Source organism: Mesorhizobium sp. C416B, from assembly GCF_030323165.1.
Lineage (GTDB): Bacteria > Pseudomonadota > Alphaproteobacteria > Rhizobiales > Rhizobiaceae > Mesorhizobium.
This window is the reverse complement of the sequence record NZ_CP100471.1, coordinates 1,803,919-1,819,765: the sequence shown is the minus strand read 5'-3', so window position 1 is coordinate 1,819,765 and position 15,847 is coordinate 1,803,919. Positions and strand designations below refer to the sequence as shown.

The 15,847-nt window shown below is 63.9% G+C and carries 13 protein-coding genes and 2 pseudogenes; 8 read left to right on the top strand and 7 right to left on the bottom strand.

The window, feature by feature from the left end; all coding sequences use genetic code 11:
- Positions 1 to 36 precede the first annotated feature (36 nt).
- The 5 genes from NLY43_RS09170 (at position 37) to NLY43_RS09150 (ending at position 4,799) form a co-directional block, all read left to right on the top strand.
- A complete protein-coding gene (locus tag NLY43_RS09170; RefSeq protein ID WP_023668581.1) occupies positions 37 to 720 on the top strand; it encodes an SDR family NAD(P)-dependent oxidoreductase in 684 nt (227 codons plus the stop codon).
- A 172-nt stretch (positions 721 to 892) separates the two neighbouring features.
- Positions 893 to 1,747: a MetQ/NlpA family lipoprotein gene (locus tag NLY43_RS09165; RefSeq protein WP_023668580.1), complete on the top strand. Its 855-nt coding sequence runs from the start codon at positions 893 to 895 to the stop codon at positions 1,745 to 1,747.
- A gap of 83 nt (positions 1,748 to 1,830) precedes the next feature.
- On the top strand, positions 1,831 to 2,919 hold the full coding sequence (locus NLY43_RS09160) for a methionine ABC transporter ATP-binding protein (RefSeq protein ID WP_023709948.1): 1,089 nt from the start codon (positions 1,831 to 1,833) through the stop codon (positions 2,917 to 2,919).
- Positions 2,900 to 3,556 (top strand): methionine ABC transporter permease, encoded by a 657-nt coding sequence (locus NLY43_RS09155; RefSeq protein ID WP_023668578.1) that lies wholly within the window; start codon positions 2,900 to 2,902, stop codon positions 3,554 to 3,556. Before NLY43_RS09160 ends, NLY43_RS09155 begins: the two co-directional genes overlap by 20 nt.
- 136 nt (positions 3,557 to 3,692) lie before the next feature.
- A complete protein-coding gene (locus NLY43_RS09150; protein WP_023709947.1) occupies positions 3,693 to 4,799 on the top strand; it encodes an isopenicillin N synthase family dioxygenase in 1,107 nt (368 codons plus the stop codon).
- Between the two features lie 161 nt (positions 4,800 to 4,960).
- Here the strand turns inward: NLY43_RS09150 and fba are convergent, their stop codons facing one another.
- The 3 genes from fba to mtnK form a co-directional block, all read right to left on the bottom strand.
- Positions 4,961 to 6,025: a class II fructose-bisphosphate aldolase gene (gene fba, locus NLY43_RS09145; RefSeq protein WP_023687044.1), complete on the bottom strand. Its 1,065-nt coding sequence runs from the start codon at positions 6,023 to 6,025 to the stop codon at positions 4,961 to 4,963.
- A 315-nt stretch (positions 6,026 to 6,340) separates the two neighbouring features.
- Positions 6,341 to 7,435 carry an S-methyl-5-thioribose-1-phosphate isomerase gene (gene mtnA, locus NLY43_RS09140; RefSeq protein WP_023668575.1) on the bottom strand — a complete coding sequence of 365 codons (1,095 nt, stop codon included), beginning with the start codon at positions 7,433 to 7,435 and terminating at the stop codon, positions 6,341 to 6,343.
- Positions 7,432 to 8,700: an S-methyl-5-thioribose kinase gene (mtnK, locus tag NLY43_RS09135; protein WP_023668574.1), complete on the bottom strand. Its 1,269-nt coding sequence runs from the start codon at positions 8,698 to 8,700 to the stop codon at positions 7,432 to 7,434. Before mtnK ends, mtnA begins: the two co-directional genes overlap by 4 nt.
- A 137-nt stretch (positions 8,701 to 8,837) precedes the next feature.
- Between mtnK and NLY43_RS09130 the strand changes: the two genes are divergently transcribed.
- The 3 genes from NLY43_RS09130 (at position 8,838) to NLY43_RS09120 (ending at position 12,518) form a co-directional block, all read left to right on the top strand.
- A complete protein-coding gene (locus NLY43_RS09130; protein WP_023709946.1) occupies positions 8,838 to 10,349 on the top strand; it encodes a sugar ABC transporter ATP-binding protein in 1,512 nt (503 codons plus the stop codon).
- 74 nt (positions 10,350 to 10,423) lie between these two features.
- Positions 10,424 to 11,419 (top strand): ABC transporter permease, encoded by a 996-nt coding sequence (locus NLY43_RS09125; RefSeq protein ID WP_023668572.1) that lies wholly within the window; start codon positions 10,424 to 10,426, stop codon positions 11,417 to 11,419.
- A gap of 46 nt (positions 11,420 to 11,465) precedes the next feature.
- Positions 11,466 to 12,518 carry a substrate-binding domain-containing protein gene (locus NLY43_RS09120; protein ID WP_023692173.1) on the top strand — a complete coding sequence of 351 codons (1,053 nt, stop codon included), beginning with the start codon at positions 11,466 to 11,468 and terminating at the stop codon, positions 12,516 to 12,518.
- Positions 12,519 to 12,700: 182 nt separating this feature from the next.
- Here NLY43_RS09120 and NLY43_RS32455 read toward each other — a convergent pair.
- From NLY43_RS32455 to NLY43_RS09100, 4 genes and pseudogenes are all read right to left on the bottom strand, one after another.
- Positions 12,701 to 12,871: pseudogene (locus NLY43_RS32455) on the bottom strand (type II toxin-antitoxin system RelE/ParE family toxin); the annotation flags it as partial.
- On the bottom strand, positions 12,864 to 13,124 hold the full coding sequence (locus NLY43_RS09110; RefSeq protein WP_023692171.1) for a ribbon-helix-helix domain-containing protein: 261 nt from the start codon (positions 13,122 to 13,124) through the stop codon (positions 12,864 to 12,866). The pseudogene NLY43_RS32455 and the gene NLY43_RS09110, both read right to left, overlap by 8 nt.
- An 88-nt stretch (positions 13,125 to 13,212) precedes the next feature.
- Positions 13,213 to 13,559 (bottom strand): annotated as a pseudogene (locus NLY43_RS09105) (D-alanine--D-alanine ligase A); the annotation flags it as partial.
- A gap of 214 nt (positions 13,560 to 13,773) precedes the next feature.
- The gene (locus NLY43_RS09100; RefSeq protein ID WP_023709944.1) at positions 13,774 to 15,828 is read right to left on the bottom strand and encodes a bifunctional aldolase/short-chain dehydrogenase; all 2,055 of its coding nucleotides are present in this window, start codon (positions 15,826 to 15,828) and stop codon (positions 13,774 to 13,776) included.
- Between the last annotated feature and the right edge of the window lie 19 nt (positions 15,829 to 15,847).

The following is a 15,847-nucleotide window of genomic DNA, read 5'->3' as shown; positions in this document are numbered from 1 at the left end:
TATGAGACGAACACGTCATCGCCAAGGAGAAACGACATGGCATCCGAAGTCGCAGTGATCGCCGGCGCGGGTGCGGGCCTGAGCGCCTCTTTGGCGCGCCTTCTCACCACGGAAGGCTATCGTGTGGTGCTGGCCGCCCGCAACACGGCCAAACTCGCGGCGCTGGTCGGGGAAACCGGCGCGCTGGCCGTCGAAACCGACGTCGCCGATCCGGCCTCCGTCGCCGGCCTGTTTGACGCCGCCGACAAGCAAGGCCCGCTGGCCCTTGCCGTCTTCAATGCCAGCGGCCGCACGCGCGGCCCGATCGCCGAGGTCGATCCCGATGCGGTCAAACAAGCCTTGCTTGTCGGCGCCTATGGCGGCTTCCTGGTCGGCCAGCAAGCGGCGCGGCGGCTGCTTGCGCGCGGCTCCGGTTCGATTCTTTTCACCGGCGCCTCCGCCAGCATCAAGGGCTTTCCCAACTCCGCCGGCTTTGCCATGCCGAAATTCGGCCTGCGCGGTCTGGCTCAGTCGATGGCGCGCGAACTCTTCCCGAAGAACATCCATGTCGCCCATTTCATTATCGACGGCCAGATCGAGCCGGTCGGGACGAAGCCCGAGCGACCGGACAGCCAGCTGTCGCCCGATGCGATCGCGCAGACCTATCTCGCGACCCATCGCCAGCATCGCAGCGCCTGGAGCTTCGAGGTCGAGCTGCGGCCCTTTGTCGAGACATTCTGACCGGTCCGGCGTGACCGTTCTCGCAATTGCGAAATCTTTGAGAGAATATTCCCGGCTTCGTGTTTGAGAAGAAATGCGGTTCTTTGATCCGGCAAGCAGCATTGCCGATGATGTCGTCAAGGCTTGGTATTCCACCTCGCCGCAATGACTTCAGGATTACGAGGGATCGACAATGTCCGAACGCGGAAACGCTTCCAGCTCTCTTCTTTTTTCAGCCATCAGCCGGCGAGCTGCCCTTGCGGCACTTTTTGCCTCGGCCGTCACGCTTGCCGGTCTGGCTCAGCCGACGCCGTCCTTCGCCGAGGACAAGAAGTCTATCAAGGTCGGCATCATCAGCGGCGAGGATGAGGATGTCTGGCGCGTCGTCGTCGCCCAGGCCGCCGAAAAAGGCCTGACCGTCGAGACCGTGGTGTTCAACGACTACACCCAGCCCAACGAGGCGCTCGAGCGCGGCGAGATCGACGCCAACGCCTTCCAGCACCAGCCCTATCTCGACAACCAGATCAAGACCCAAGGGTACCACATCGTGCGCGTCGGCTACACCGGCGTCTGGCCGATCGGCCTCTACTCCAAGAAATACACCAAGGTTGCCGACCTGCCCGAAGGCGCCGTCATCGGCTTGCCCAACGACCCCTCGAATGAGGGCCGCGCGTTGCGCGTTCTGCAGAACGAAGGCGTGATCAAGCTGAAGGACGGCACCGGCATCCTGGCGACCACCGCCGACATTGCCGAGAACCCGAAGAAGGTCGTCATCAAGGAACTGGATGCCGGCATTGTCGGGCGCTCGGTCGAGGATCTCGACGCGGCTGTCGTCAACACCGACTGGGCGCTGAAGAGCGGTCTCGGCCCGGACAACCGCATCGCCCAGGAGCCAGTGGCCGACAACCCCTACCGCAACTTCATCGCCGTGAAATCCGGCAACGAGAACGAGGCGTGGGTGAAGACGCTGGTCGCGTCCTACCAGAACGAGGCGGTCAAGGCCGAGTTCGACAAGGTCTACAAGGGCACCGGGATCAGCGCCTATTGATTGGCGCCTGGTTGTCAGGAGCAGGCGGCCCGCTGTTGAGCGGGCCGCTGTCGCATTTGTCGAGCGTTGAAACGGACAGTGAGATGAACCAGCACGTCACGGCCGAGGCATCCGGTCCGGTCAATATATCGGCCGGGCAAGAAGATGTCGTACGCCTGGTCGACCTCAAGCGCCGCTTTGGCGCGACGCCTGCGCTCGACGGCGTCTCGCTGACGGTGAAGAAGGGCGAGATCCTCGGCATCATCGGCCGCAGCGGCGCCGGCAAGTCGACGCTGATCCGCTGCCTCAACGGGCTGGAGCGGCCGGACTCCGGCGACGTCTTCATCGAGGGCCGCGAGATCGGCCGGCTCGGCGAGCGTGAATTGCAGCCGCTGCGGCGTCGCATCGGCATGATCTTTCAGCACTTCAATCTGCTGTCGGCCAAGACCGTGGAGGACAATGTCGCGCTGCCGCTGAAGATCGAGGGCCGCCCAAAGGCCGAACGGCTGGCGCGCGCCGCCGAATTGCTCGACCTCGTCGGCCTGTCGGAGAAGGCGAAGGCCTATCCGTCCTCGCTGTCGGGCGGCCAGAAGCAGCGCGTCGGCATCGCCAGGGCGCTGGCCGCGCGGCCGGCGCTGCTGCTGTCCGACGAGGCGACCTCAGCGCTCGATCCGGAGACGACGCGCTCCATCCTGGCCTTGCTGAAAGACATCAACCGGCAGCTCGGCCTCACCATCCTGCTTATCACCCACGAGATGGAGGTGATCCGCTCGATCGCCGACCGCGTCGCGGTGATCGATGCCGGGCGCATCGTCGAACAAGGCCCGGTGTGGTCGGTCTTTGCCGAGCCGCGTTCCGAAATCACCAGGAGCCTGCTCGGCGGCATCCGCCCGCAACTGCCGGCCGAGATTGCCGGCCGGCTTGCTTCCGGAGGCGGCGCCGAGCTCATCCTCAGGGTCGACGTCGCAGGTGAGGCCGCGCGCGGTCCGCTGCTGTCCGATCTTGCGGTGGCCGTGCCGGGGCCTTTCCGCCTCGTCCATGGTGGCATCGACCATGTCCAGCAGCAGCCGGTCGGCACGCTGTTCCTTGCGGTCGCGGGCAACGATCCGAAACATCTGTCCAAAGTAATCGCATTCCTGAAGGCCCGCGACGCACGGGTGGAGGTGCTTGGCCATGTCGCCGGTTCTGTTTGAACTTCTGCTGCGCTCGATCTGGGAGACGGTCCTGATGACGGCGGCATCGGGCCTCATCTCGCTCGTCTTCGGGCTGCCGCTCGGCCTGGCATTGATTGCCACCGAGCGCGGCGGCATTGCCGAAAGCCTGTGGGTGAACCGCGCGCTCGGCGCCGTCATCAACGGCTTCCGCTCGGTGCCTTTCATCATCCTTCTGGTGGCGCTGATCCCGGTGACGCGGCTGATCGTCGGCACCTCGATCGGCACCTGGGCGGCGATCGTGCCGTTGTCGATTGCGGCGACGCCCTACTATGCCCGCATCGCCGAAGTGTCGCTGCGCGAGGTCGATCGCGGCCTGATCGAGGCGGCACGCGCCATGGGCGGCAATCGCTGGACGATCATCCGCGAGGTGCTGGTGCCCGAAGCTTTGCCCGGCATCGTTGCTGGTTTCACGGTGACGCTGGTAACGCTGATCGGCGCTTCGGCCATGGCCGGCGCCATCGGTGCCGGCGGGCTCGGCGATCTCGCCATCCGCTATGGCTACCAGCGTTTTGAGACCAGCGTCATGGTCGCCGTGGTCATTGTGCTGATCATTCTCGTTTGCGGCATCCAGTGGGTCGGCGACCGGCTGGTCGCCAGGCTGGACCGGCGCGGATGAGCGGCCACGAACGTTATTTGCCGGCAGGCTGCCAAACGCAGCGCCGGCTTTCTCTATCGGCGCCGAGATTGGGTTGCGCGTTGCTTTGATCGGACCGGCCTGCGTGCCACCGTGACAGCGAAACAAGGAGCTTGACATGCCCAGGATCGTACCCGTGCTTGATCTCGGCCGCCTCGAGCAGGGCGCTTCGGAACGGCGAACGTTTCTCTTCGACCTGCGCACGGCCGCGCGCGATGTCGGCTTCTTCTATTTGACCGGCCACGGCATATCGGCTGCGGATACCGCAGAAGTGCTCGACGCGTCGCGCCGCTTCTTTGCCCTGCCGGAAGCCGACAAACTGGCAATTGAAATGGTCAAGTCCTCGCAGTTCCGCGGCTACACGCGCGCCGGCGGCGAGCTGACCAAAGGCAAGGCCGACTGGCGCGAACAGCTCGACATCGGCGTCGAACGCCCGGCCATCGAACAAGGCCCCGGCGTGCCCGCCTGGACGCGGCTGCAAGGGCCCAACCAGTGGCCGGCCACGCTGCCCGAGCTGAAGCCGGCGCTACTCGCATGGCAGGCCAAGGCGACGGCGGTGGCGATCCGGCTGCTCCGGGCCTTCGCTTTGTCGCTCGATCAGGCCGAGGACGCCTTCGATCCCGTCTACCGGGCCGAGCCCAACCATCGCATGAAGATCGTGCGCTACCCCGGCCGCGACGCCACCGGCGACAACCAGGGCGTCGGCGCGCACAAGGATGGCGGTTTCCTGACGCTTCTGTTGCAGGACGAGAGCAAGGGGCTGCAGGTCGAATATGACGGTGCCTGGGTCGACGTCGATCCGCTGCCCGACACGCTGGTGGTCAACATCGGCGAACTGCTCGAGCTGGCCTCCAACGGGTATCTGAGAGCAACGGTCCACCGCGTGGTAACGCCACCGGCCGGTGTCGAGCGGATTTCGGTGCCCTTCTTCTTCAGCGCCCGGCTCGACGCCACGATCCCGCTGCTCAACCTGCCCGAGGAACTGGCGGCCGAGGCGCGGGGTCCGGCCAGCGATCCCGACAATCCGCTGTTTCGCAATGTCGGTACCAATGTGCTGAAGAGCCGCCTGCGCTCGCATCCCGACGTGGCGCGCCGGCACTACGCCGATCTCCTGGAAACCGGCGCTCAGCCGGCTGAAATCTTGGAAGACAAGAACGAAATTTCCGCATCCCGCATTGTTTTAGAAAGCCGTTCGTCGCCAACCGCAGCGAATGCGCGCATATAGGAATTATCGTTCGGCGGTTTCCTCCCATTCCACCGAACGGTGTTCCCCTCTGAAGGTTCTTGACCTTCTTTTGGCCGGGCTGCTTTCGCGCCCGGCCTTTTTTATGTCAATAGCTCTTCTTTCTTCCCCACAAGGGGAGAAGGAAGAGGCGCCAGGGGACTTCACCCAAACTTCGGATCAAGGCTGCCCGACTTGTAGCGCTTGGCCATCTCAGCTACCGGCAGCGGCTTGATCTTCTGGGCATTGCCGGCGGTGCCGAACTGCTCGAAGCGCTCCTTGCACAGTTTGCGCATCGCGGCCATGGCCGGCGTCAGGTATTTGCGCGGATCGAACTCGCTCGGGTTTTCGGTCAGCACCTTGCGGATGGCGCCGGTCAGCGCCATGCGGTTGTCGGTGTCGATGTTGATCTTGCGCACGCCGTGCTTGATGCCGCGCTGGATCTCTTCCACCGGCACGCCCCAGGTCGGCTTCATCTGGCCGCCATATCTATTGATGATTTCCTGCAGGTCCTCGGGCACCGAGGACGAGCCGTGCATCACCAGATGCATGTTGGGCAGGCGGCGGTGGATTTCCTCGATGACGTTCATCGCCAGCACCGCGCCGTCCGGCTTGCGTGAGAATTTGTAGGCGCCGTGGCTGGTGCCCATGGCGACAGCCAGCGCATCGACATGGGTGTCCTTGACGAACTCGACCGCCTGTTCCGGATCGGTCAAGAGCTGGTCGTGGCTGATGGCGCCTTCGACGCCGTGGCCGTCTTCCTGCTCGCCGCCGCCGCTCTCAAGCGAACCGAGCACACCGATCTCGCCTTCCACCGACACGCCGCCCCAATGCGCCATGTCGACGACGCGCCGGGTGATGCCGGAATTGTAGGCATAGTCGGCCGGCGTCTTGCCGTCCTCTTTCAGCGAGCCGTCCATCATCACCGAGGTGAAGCCGTACTGGATGGCGGTGACGCAGGTGGCTTCGTTGTTGCCATGGTCGAGATGCATGCAGACCGGGATGTCGGGGTGGATTTCGACCAGCGCGTCGATCAGCTTGGCCAGCACCACATCATTGGCGTAGGCGCGGGCGCCGCGGCTGGCCTGCAGGATGACCGGCGACTTGGTCTCCTCGGCCGCCTCCATGATGGCGAGGCCCTGTTCCATATTGTTCATGTTGAAAGCGGGTACGCCGTAGCCGTACTCGGCGGCGTGATCGAGCAATTGTCTCAGTGTTATGCGAGCCACCCAATAGTCTCCCGTATCTGGTTTCAAGCGCAACGTCGCGGGCCGGCCGATTGCCGGCCTAGATGCTTCTGGCCGGATTTCGCCAGAACCGCAACCGTCAGCGGCCATCGAGGCCGCAATTCTTGTTGCAGGGCTGAAATCCGGTAGCCAGCCGGTGAGGCGCTAATCTCCCCCATTGAGGGGGAGATGGCCGGCAGGCCAGAGGGGGTCGGTTCGACTGGAGCGCTAGCATCATCTGTCGGTGCTGGGAGGTCGCGTCAGGACGCGCCGACCCCTCTGTCGCCTTTGGCGACATCTCCCCCTCAAGGGGGGAGATTATCCGCGTTCGGGGAACATCGCCTTCAACCCTTCGCGCGAAGCCTTGGCCACACCGCGCTCGGTGATCAGCCCCGTCACCAGCCGTGCCGGCGTCACATCGAACGCCGGATTGGCCGCCGGCGTCGCTTCGGGCGAAACCCGAACCTGCGCGATCTTGCCGTCCGCCGTCTTGCCCCAGACCAGCGACACCTCGTCACCGGAGCGTTCCTCGATCGGGATTTCGGTGAGGCCATCACCCACTGTCCAGTCGATGGTCGGCGAGGGCAGAGCGACGTAGAAGGGCACCTCATTATCGGAGGCGGCGAGCGCCTTGAGATAGGTGCCGATCTTGTTGCAGACGTCGCCATTGGCCGTGGTGCGGTCGGTGCCCACGATCACCATGTCGACCGCGCCACGCTGCATCAGATGGCCGCCGGCATTGTCGACGATCAGCGTGTGCGGCACGCCGTGGCCGGCCATCTCCCAGGCGGTCAGCTGGGCGCCCTGGTTGCGCGGGCGCGTCTCGTCGACATAGACATGGACCGGAATGCCGGCCTCGACGGCGAGATAGATCGGCGACGTGGCGGTGCCGTAATCGACCGTCGCTAGCCAACCGGCGTTGCAATGGGTGAGGATGTTGACCGGCTCGCCCGGCTTCTTGCGTGCCGCGATCTCCTTGATGATGGCAAGCCCGTTCTCGCCGATGGCGCGATTGAGATCGACATCCTCGTCGGCGATTTCCGCGGCGCGCTTATAGGCCGCCTCCGCGCGCTGTCCCAATACGATCGGCCTGAGGAACCGCCGCATCTCGTCCAGTGCCCAGCGTAGATTGATCGCAGTCGGCCGCGTCTTGTGCAGCGTCTCCCAGACCGCGTCGAGCGCTTCGTCAGACGGATCGTCCGCCATCTGGATGGCGACGCCGTAGGCCGCGGTGACGCCGATCAGCGGCGCGCCACGAACCCACATGTCACGGATCGCGGTGGCGATGCCGGCAACGCTCCCGATCGTCTCGACCCGGAACTCGTGCGGCAGCCAGCGCTGGTCGATGATCTCGACCGAACGCTGGTCGTCGCTCAGCCAGATGGTGCGGTAGTGGCGCTCGCCGACGTTCAAATCCTGCTCTCCCGTTCGATCAAAGCGGCCAGATTATTGACCTCGTCCATGCCGTGAATCTGGCGCCGGTTGACGGCGATGTGACGGCCGAATTTCAGCGCCTTGGCCTCGCAGGAGGCTCGCAGATCCTCGTCCTCGATGGTCTCGAAATCGGCATTGTGGGCGAGGCCGAGGATGCGCCGGTGCACCTCGATGCCGGCAAAGCCCAAGAGGTCGGTCCAGATCTGGTGCAGCACATGGTCGAGCGCCTGCTCCGAGGCGAGAATGTCGCCCTGATCCTCGAACAGGCTCTTCTGGTAAAGCATGCCGGTGCGCTCGGTGCGCCATAGATGCGAGAACTCGGCGCGGAACACCGTCCAGGTGTCGTTGGTCACCCCGAGCAGATAGGCACGCATGGCGTCACGCTTGCCCTTCTGTTCATGGCCGCGCTGCGAGAAGTAGGACATCCAGAAATTGGCGAGCAGCATGCCTACATCGAAGGCCATCGGACCGTAGAAGGCGAACTCCGGATCGATCATCCGCGTCTCGGTGTCGGTGACCATGATCGAGCCCGAATGCAGGTCGCCATGCAGCAGCGTCTCGGCGTTGGCGGCGAAGATATGCTTCAGCCGCTGCGCTTCGACCTTGAGGTCGCGGTCGGCGCGCAGTTCGGCAACCAGGCCGTCGAGCTGCGGCGAGGTGTGCCGGTTCAGCTTGGCATCGAAATATGGGTCGGAAAACACCAGGTCTTCGGTGATGCCGCAGAGCTCGACATTGTCGGCAAACAGCGCCAGGTCGGCCTTGCGGTCCTTGGTGGGCATGGAGAGATCAGAGCCGCGGAACAAAGTGCGGGCCATGAACAGGCCGATGTCGCGGGCGATATTTGGCAACTCGCGGCCGTCGATCAGGGCACGGCGCAGGATGATGTGCGGCGGCGCCAGATATTCCATGATGATCAGCGCCTGGGCTTCGTCAAAATGGAGGATCGCCGGCACCGAGCCCGGCGCGCGCGCCTCTTGCCGCGTCAGCGCGTGATACTCGAAGAAGGAGCGTTTGAGCGGCAACGGCCAGCTGTCGCCGACGAGGCGAACATAGGGCAGGGCCTGCTTGACCACGGCCGCACCCGAGCCGCCTTCGACAATGAAGACGAGGTTCAGATTGCCGTCGCCGACCTCGCGCACCTTCCAAGGGCCCTTGCCGATTTTGGCGCACAGCGCTTCGTTCGTACCGAGGCGCGTTGCAAGCGTCTCCACCGACAGTGCTTCAAACGGCAATTTCGCAGTCATTCCTCACCCTCCCGCTTGCTCGCTCCAATCATAGTGGAGCGATGGCGGTGAGGCCAAGCTAGGAAGCTGACTGGCAATTGTCAATCGAGTTGACAATTGATGACGTAGCCCATAGCGTCATCTTCAGGGAGGAACGAATGGGCAATGATGCCGTGTTCCGCGTGGACGGGCTGAGGAAATCCTTCGGCCATATCGAGGTGCTTGGCGGCGTCTCGCTCGAACTGCATGCCGGTGAGATCACCGTGCTGATGGGCGCCAACGGCGCCGGCAAGTCCACCCTCGTCAAGATCATCAGCGGCGTCTACGACCATGAAGGCGGCATCATGCACCTCGCTGGCGGCAACTTTGCGCCGAACACGCCGGCAGAGGCGATCCGCGCCGGTGTCGTTACCGTGCACCAAAACATCAATGACGGCGTCGTCGCCGATCTCGATGTCGCCACCAATCTGACGCTCGACCGGTTGACCGGCAAGGGCGCGCCGCTGCTGTTCAACCCCGGCCGGGTGCGCCGCGAAGCCAAAGCGGTGGCCGACCGCATGGGGCTCGCCATCGACCTCAAGGCCCGCATCAGCGACCTGTCGCTGGCCGATCGCCAGATGGTGGCCATCGCGCGCGCCATGGCGCACCAGCCGAAAGTGCTGATCCTCGACGAGCCGACCTCGTCGCTGTCCAGCGCCGAGGCCGACCGGTTGTTTGCGCTGCTCGACCGCTTGCGCGAGCAGGGCGTCGCCATCCTCTACATCTCGCATCGCATGTCGGATATCAGGCGGCTGGCCGACCGCATCGTCTCGATGCGCGATGGCGTCATCTCAGGCGTCTTCGATAGCAAGCCTCTCGACTATGAGGGCGCCGTTAACGCCATGCTCGGCCGCAAGATCCATCTTGACCGCATCGAAGCCAGGAGTTCTGCCGAGCCGATCCTGACCGTCGATGCCTTCCGCATCGCCCCTGGTGCCCGGCCATTCTCGCTGACTCTCGGCGACGGCGAGGTCGTTGCCATTACCGGCCTCGTCGGCGTCGGCAAGACAGCGCTCGCCGAGACGCTGTTCGGCCTGCGCAAGCCGCTGTCCGGTACGATGACTTTATATGGCAAGCCCTATGCGCCTGGGTCGACGGGCGAAGCCATCGCCGCCGGCGTGTTTCTGGTCGCCAAGGACCGTGGCGAAAACGGCATCGTCGGCGGCTTCAACATCCAGGAAAACATCAGCCTGCCCTTCCACAAGCGCATGTCGCGCTTTTCAGTTCTCAAACGCGGCCTTGAACGCACTATTGCCCGCCGGCAGATCGAGGATCTCGGCATCGTCTGCCGCTCGGAGAAGGACGACATGACCACTCTGTCGGGCGGCAACCAGCAGAAGGTGATGGTGGCCCGCTGGATGGCGCAGGACGCCCGATTGTTCATTCTCGACGAACCGTTCCAGGGCGTCGATATCTCCGCCAGGCGCGACATCGCCGCCAAGCTGAGGGCCAGCGCCAATGGCCGCGCCACGCTGCTGTTCGTCACCGAACTCGACGAGGCACTGGAGACGGCCGATCGCATATTGGTGATGTCCGAGCAGACCATCGTCGGCGAACACCGCAACGCCGATGTCGATCTCGACCGTCTGCTGGCCGAAGTCGCGGGCGGGCCGTTGCACAGTGCGGCCTGAGCCACGATGATTGAAGAACTGAGGGTTGGAATGGAGTGCACGGGTTTGAGTTGGGTATTGACGGCGGGCGCTGAATGACGCTGCGCGATTACGCTATCCGCTACGGGTTCATCGTGCTTCTGTTCGGGCTGATCGCGTATTTCGCCATCGCCGCCGACGGGTTCGTCTCGCCGCAAAGTGCCGTCTTCATTTTCCAGTCGGTCGCCATCACCGGCGTGCTGGCGCTGGGCGTCACCGCCACACTGGTTGTCGGCGGCTTCGATCTCTCGATCGGCTCGGTTGCCACATCGGCCATGATGGCGGCTGCCTATGTCATGGTGGTGCTGGAGCAGAACGTTGTCGTCGCTGTCCTCATCTGCCTGCTCATCGGCGCCCTTGTCGGCCTCATCAATGGCTGGCTGATCGTCTATATGCGCGTGCCCGATCTGCTGGCGACGCTCGGCATGATGTTCCTGCTCGTCGGCCTCCAGCGCATCCCGACTGAAGGACGCTCCATCGCCACCGGTATGACAATGCCGGACGGCTCGGTCGCCAACGGCAAATTCTCCGACGCCTTCCTGGCGCTCGGCCGCCACCGCTTCGACTTCTTCATCCCGAACCTCATTCCGGTCTCCGTGGTCGTGCTGATCGTGCTCGCCGTGCTGATCTGGTTCTTCCTCGAATACACACGCTTCGGCCGCATGATGTATGCGGTGGGCAGCAATGAACGGGCCGCCGAACTCGCCGGCGCGCCTGTCAAGGCATACAAAATCTGGGCCTACGTCATTTCAGGAGTTTTTGCCTCGATCGGCGGGATTTTGCTGGCCGCACGGCTTGGACGCGGTGACATCGCGTCGGGTAATAATCTGCTGCTCGATGCGGTTGCCGCGGCGCTGATCGGCTACGCGGTGCTCGGCGCCGCCAAGCCGAACGCCTTCGGCACCGCCATCGGCGCGCTGTTCGTCGGCATCCTGCTGCAAGGCCTGACGATGATGAACGCGCCTTACTACACGCAGGATTTCGTCAAGGGCGTGGTTCTCGTCGTCGCCCTTGTCTTTACCTTCGCCCTTTCCGGCCGGGGCAGGAGATAGAATGGCTGCCGGGACAGTTTTGGGTTCAACAAACGGAGGAAAGAACGTGAACATCACAAGACGACTTTTGGGGAAGGTCGCGCTCGGATTGGCCGGCGCAACAATGCTGATGCAGGTCCCGGCCTTTGCCGCCGACAAGCCGGCGCCGTTCGACAAGCCCGGCGTCAAGATCGCGCTGGTGCGCTATCTCTCGACCGGCGATTTCTTCCAGGCCTATCTCTCGGGCGTCGAGTCCCAGTCCAAGGCGCTCGGCATCGATCTGCGCGTGCTCGACAGCCGCCAGGACGCCGCCCTTCAATCCGACATGGTCGACCAGGCCATCGCACTCGGCGTGCAGGGCATCATCATCCAGCACGGGCTGACGGAATCGATGAAGGACGCCGCCCAGCGCGCGGTCGATGCCGGCATCAAGGTCGTCGCCTTCGACGTCAATGTCGAAAACCCCAAGATCCCGCAGATCGAACAGTCCGACAAGGACCTTGCGCGCCTGGCGCTCGAGCAGGCGGTCAAGGACAATGGCGAGAGCTGGAACGCCGGCTATGTCTATGTCGCTGGCATCGCGCCGCTCGACCGCCGCAACGAGACCTGGGTCGACGTGAAGAAGAAACATGCCGGCATCAAGGAAGTCGCGATGTTCGGCACGCTCGACAACCCGATCGCCAACTCGGTCGCCAACCAGGCGCGCTCGGTGCTGCAGGCGCATCCCGACATCAATGTGATGTTCGCGCCCTATGACGAGTTCGCCAAGGGTGTGAAGATCGCCGTCGACGAGGCGGGGCTGAACAAGAAGATCAAGATCTACTCCGCCGACATCTCTACCTCGGACATCGCGGCCATGCGCGAGACCGACAGCGCCTGGGCCGCCACCGCCGCCACCAACCCTGCCGTCGTCGGCCAGGTCTCGGTGCGCGCGCTGGCGCAGCTGCTCGCCGGTGAAGATCCCGGCCACAACGTCATCGTGCCGCCGACGCTGATCACCCAGAAGGACCTGATCGACAAGGACATCAAGAACATGGAGGACCTGTCGGCCAAGCTGCCGCAATTCGCCCATGCCGATGTCGCCATGCCGGCCTGGATGCCGAACCCGAACGCGAAGTAGGATCGGTCGTCTGATAGATGCGAAGGGCGGCATGGGCCGCTCTTTTCATATTGATCGTAAGCCTGCCGGCCTACAACCAATGGTCTGGATCGCGCATCCCGTGGACAATCGCCACAGACACCATCGGGCTGCGGCTCGTAGATGATGATATAACGGCCTTCGACGAGCACGCGGGCCGTTGCGCTTAACTCGGGCCGTGCGCTGCCCATCTTGGGGTGCTGCGCCGCCAGCTCCAGTCTTTCGAAAATGCGCATCAACAGTCTGTCTGCTGCCTTTTCATTGTCGGCGGCGATGGTGTGCCAGATGTCTCGCAAATCCTGCGAAGCGCGCGGTGTGAGCCTATAGCTAGCCACGGGCGCGGCGTTCTGCCTTCAGGCTGCCGATGAACTCGGTGGGGTCGACAGCCACTGGCTTGCCGCTGCCCATCCCGTCGGCATAGGCCCGCTTCAAGTGCTGGAGTTCGAGCGTGCGCAATTCCTCGCGCTGCTCCCATAAGCGCAGGGCGTCGCGGACAATCTCGCTGTTGGAAGCATAACCGCCACCTTCGATAGCGCTTTGCAGGCGAGCTATCTGCTGCGCGGTGAGGGATATGGTGAGGGTGCGCATAGGTTCGTTTTTCATACCCACATTATAATGCATCCAACAAGGTCTAACAATATCTGTTAGGAATCTGCCCCTGCATCATGACCGCCCGACTCGCACCAGCCACCGCGCCGTCCTCGCCATGCAGGCGTGCAGTACCGGAACACCATATTCGATGGCAGGCAGGTCGTGCGGCGCACCCTTGGCGGGGATCGCCAGCATCCGCCCATGCCCGCCCGGCGCCAGGCAAAGCTGCGTCCCATCAGACGGTGTCGCCAGCGCGCCGTCCTTGAAATTGCTCAGCAGCCATTGGCCTTCGCGGGTGACGAAGATGGGAACGGCGTCGTATTTCGCCGGGTCCAGCGCGGCTATGACATTGGTTGCCGAAAGCAGCGACACCTCATGCTCGGCGGAGCGCCCGCCGAACAGCAAGCCGACACGAAGTCTCTTCGCAGCCATCGACAACTCCACCAAGGATCAGGGTCGGAGCTCGCATGCGAAACACAAGGCGCGCCCTAAAGTGGTCGAGCAATAGGCCAAGGATTGGAGTGGATTTTGACCAGTTCGAGCAGTTTTTCAGCACGACCTGCAAAAGCAGTTCTCCGCCTGGAGTCCTTCAGGTGGGAGAGCGGTTCGTCGTTTTGGTGAACGATGAACCGCTCCAGGTCTATGTCTAGCGCAGCGCTGCGGCGATGTTGCCACCGTCGACCGTCGTCACATCGGCGGTGGTGCGTTCGGCCAATGCTTGGTGCAGGAAGGCCTGCGCCACGTCTTCTGCCGTCACCTCCTGTCCGAGCAGATTGCCCGACATGTATTCCTTCTCCGACACGCCGCGCGCGCCGGAACGGCTGGCGATCATGGCGTCGGTCAACAGGCCGGAGCGGATGCGGTCGGCGTTGACCGCATTGGAGCGGATGCCGTGCGCGCCGTAGTCGAGCGCATATTGCCGGGACAGGAATAGCGTCGCCGCCTTCGGCACACCATAGGCGCCGAATTTCGGACCCGGGTTGACCGCCTGCTTGGAGGTGTTGAACAACAACACACCGCCGGTGCCCTGTTCCAGCATGATGCGCACCGCGTTCTGCGCCGCCGACTGGTGGGCGAAGAAGTTGAGCTCGAAACTCTTGCGCAGCAGGGCATCGTCGAGCTCGCCGATGCGGCCTTCCCAGGCGGCACCGGCGTTGGAGACCAGAATGTCGACGCCGCCATAGACAGCGACAGCTTTGTCGAAGGCGGCGCGCAGCTCGGCCGGGTTGGTGATGTCGGCGCCGACGCCGATCGAATTGTTGCCGGCTGCCTTTGCCGCCTCGGCCGCCCTGGCCGCATCGAGATCGACGACGACGGCATGCGCGCCATTGGCGGCGAACAGTTTTGCCGTCGCAGCACCGATCGCGCCGGCGCCGCCAGTGATCAGCACCACCTGGCCGGTCAGCGGCTTCGGCTTGTTGGAGGCGAGCTTGGCCTGCTCAAGCGACCAGTACTCCAGCGGGAAGAGGTCGGCCTTCGATAGAGGATGGAAGCTGCCGACGGCCTCGGCGCCGCGCACCGCCTCGATCCACATCTCGCCGACATCAGATGCGATCTTCGCATCCTTCAGCGTGCGGCCATGGCCGAACATGCCGAGGCCCGGCACCAGCGTCAGCCGCGGCATCGGGTCGAGCATGGTGCGCTGGACGTCGTCCAGCGCGTCATTGGTTTCGAAATAGGCGCGGTAGTCGTTGGCGAAGGCGTCGACATGGCTCTTGATGACGGCCTTGTAGTCGCCGGCCTTGTCGGCGTCTGGCGCCGGAACCGCCATCGGTCCGGTCTTGATGCGGATCGACAGATCGGGCGTCGACACGCCGCGTCCGGCATAGTCTGCAATGCCGGCCGAGTTGATGAAATCGACGATGGCGTCCGAAGTGCGGAAATCGCTGATCATGCGGTCGAAGCGGCCTTCGCCACGCGCCACCGCGACCGCGCCACGCAGCATCGGCGCGATCGCTGCCGGCGTTGCGAGCTTGGCCGGCAGTGCGGCTTTCGCTGTCTTCGGCTTGCCGTTCTTCGCCACATAGTCTTCGGCCACGTTCACATAATGGATCATGCGGTCATAGGCCTGCTTCGCATCGTCGCCGAAGGTGAAGATGCCATGCTTGTCGAGGATCAGGCCTTCGACGCTGGGGTCGGCGTCGTAGACATCGGCGGCCACCTTGGCGAGGTCGAAGCCCGGCTTGATGTAGGGCACGTACCCCATCTTGTCGCCGAACACGGTCTTGATCAGCGGCTTGCTGTCCGGCTGGTCGACGATGGCGAGGATCGCGGTCGAATGCGTGTGGTCGACGAATTTATGCGGCAGGAAGGCGTGCAGCAGCGTCTCGACCGATGGATTGGGGGAGGCGGGGTCGATGAGGTTCGCCCGCTGCAGCGCCACCATGTCCTCGTCGGCGAGGCTGGCCAGCGCACGCGCCTTCAGCAGCGCGCCGAGCTTGACCGCCGGCAGGCCTTGCGGCTCGATCACACCCATGTCCCAGCCGCTGCCCTTGACGCACAGCACGTCCCATTCGTCGCCGACGAGGTCTATGGCCTTGGTCTTGCAGGAAGTGTTGCCGCCGCCATGCAGCACCAGCCGCGGCTCGCCGCCGAGCAGCCGGGTGGTGTAGACGCGCAACGCGAGGTCGCGGGCCACGCCCTTTTTCGCATAATCGCCCACCAGTCTTTCCGCGTCGTCGTCATTCCAAAGGTTCTTCATGTCGCTATGTCCGCTTTGC

Bases quoted from the DNA above. Each gene is read 5' to 3' on its own strand.
- NLY43_RS09170 (WP_023668581.1), top strand. From the start codon at position 37: ATGGCATCCGAAGTCGCAGTGATCGCCGGCGCGGGTGCGGGCCTGAGC.
- NLY43_RS09165 (WP_023668580.1), top strand. From the start codon at position 893: ATGTCCGAACGCGGAAACGCTTCCAGCTCTCTTCTTTTTTCAGCCATC.
- NLY43_RS09160 (WP_023709948.1), top strand. From the start codon at position 1,831: ATGAACCAGCACGTCACGGCCGAGGCATCCGGTCCGGTCAATATATCG.
- NLY43_RS09155 (WP_023668578.1), top strand. From the start codon at position 2,900: ATGTCGCCGGTTCTGTTTGAACTTCTGCTGCGCTCGATCTGGGAGACG.
- NLY43_RS09150 (WP_023709947.1), top strand. From the start codon at position 3,693: ATGCCCAGGATCGTACCCGTGCTTGATCTCGGCCGCCTCGAGCAGGGC.
- mtnK (WP_023668574.1), bottom strand. From the start codon at position 8,700: ATGACTGCGAAATTGCCGTTTGAAGCACTGTCGGTGGAGACGCTTGCA.
- NLY43_RS09130 (WP_023709946.1), top strand. From the start codon at position 8,838: ATGGGCAATGATGCCGTGTTCCGCGTGGACGGGCTGAGGAAATCCTTC.
- NLY43_RS09125 (WP_023668572.1), top strand. From the start codon at position 10,424: ATGACGCTGCGCGATTACGCTATCCGCTACGGGTTCATCGTGCTTCTG.
- NLY43_RS09110 (WP_023692171.1), bottom strand. From the start codon at position 13,124: ATGCGCACCCTCACCATATCCCTCACCGCGCAGCAGATAGCTCGCCTG.
- NLY43_RS09100 (WP_023709944.1), bottom strand. From the start codon at position 15,828: ATGAAGAACCTTTGGAATGACGACGACGCGGAAAGACTGGTGGGCGAT.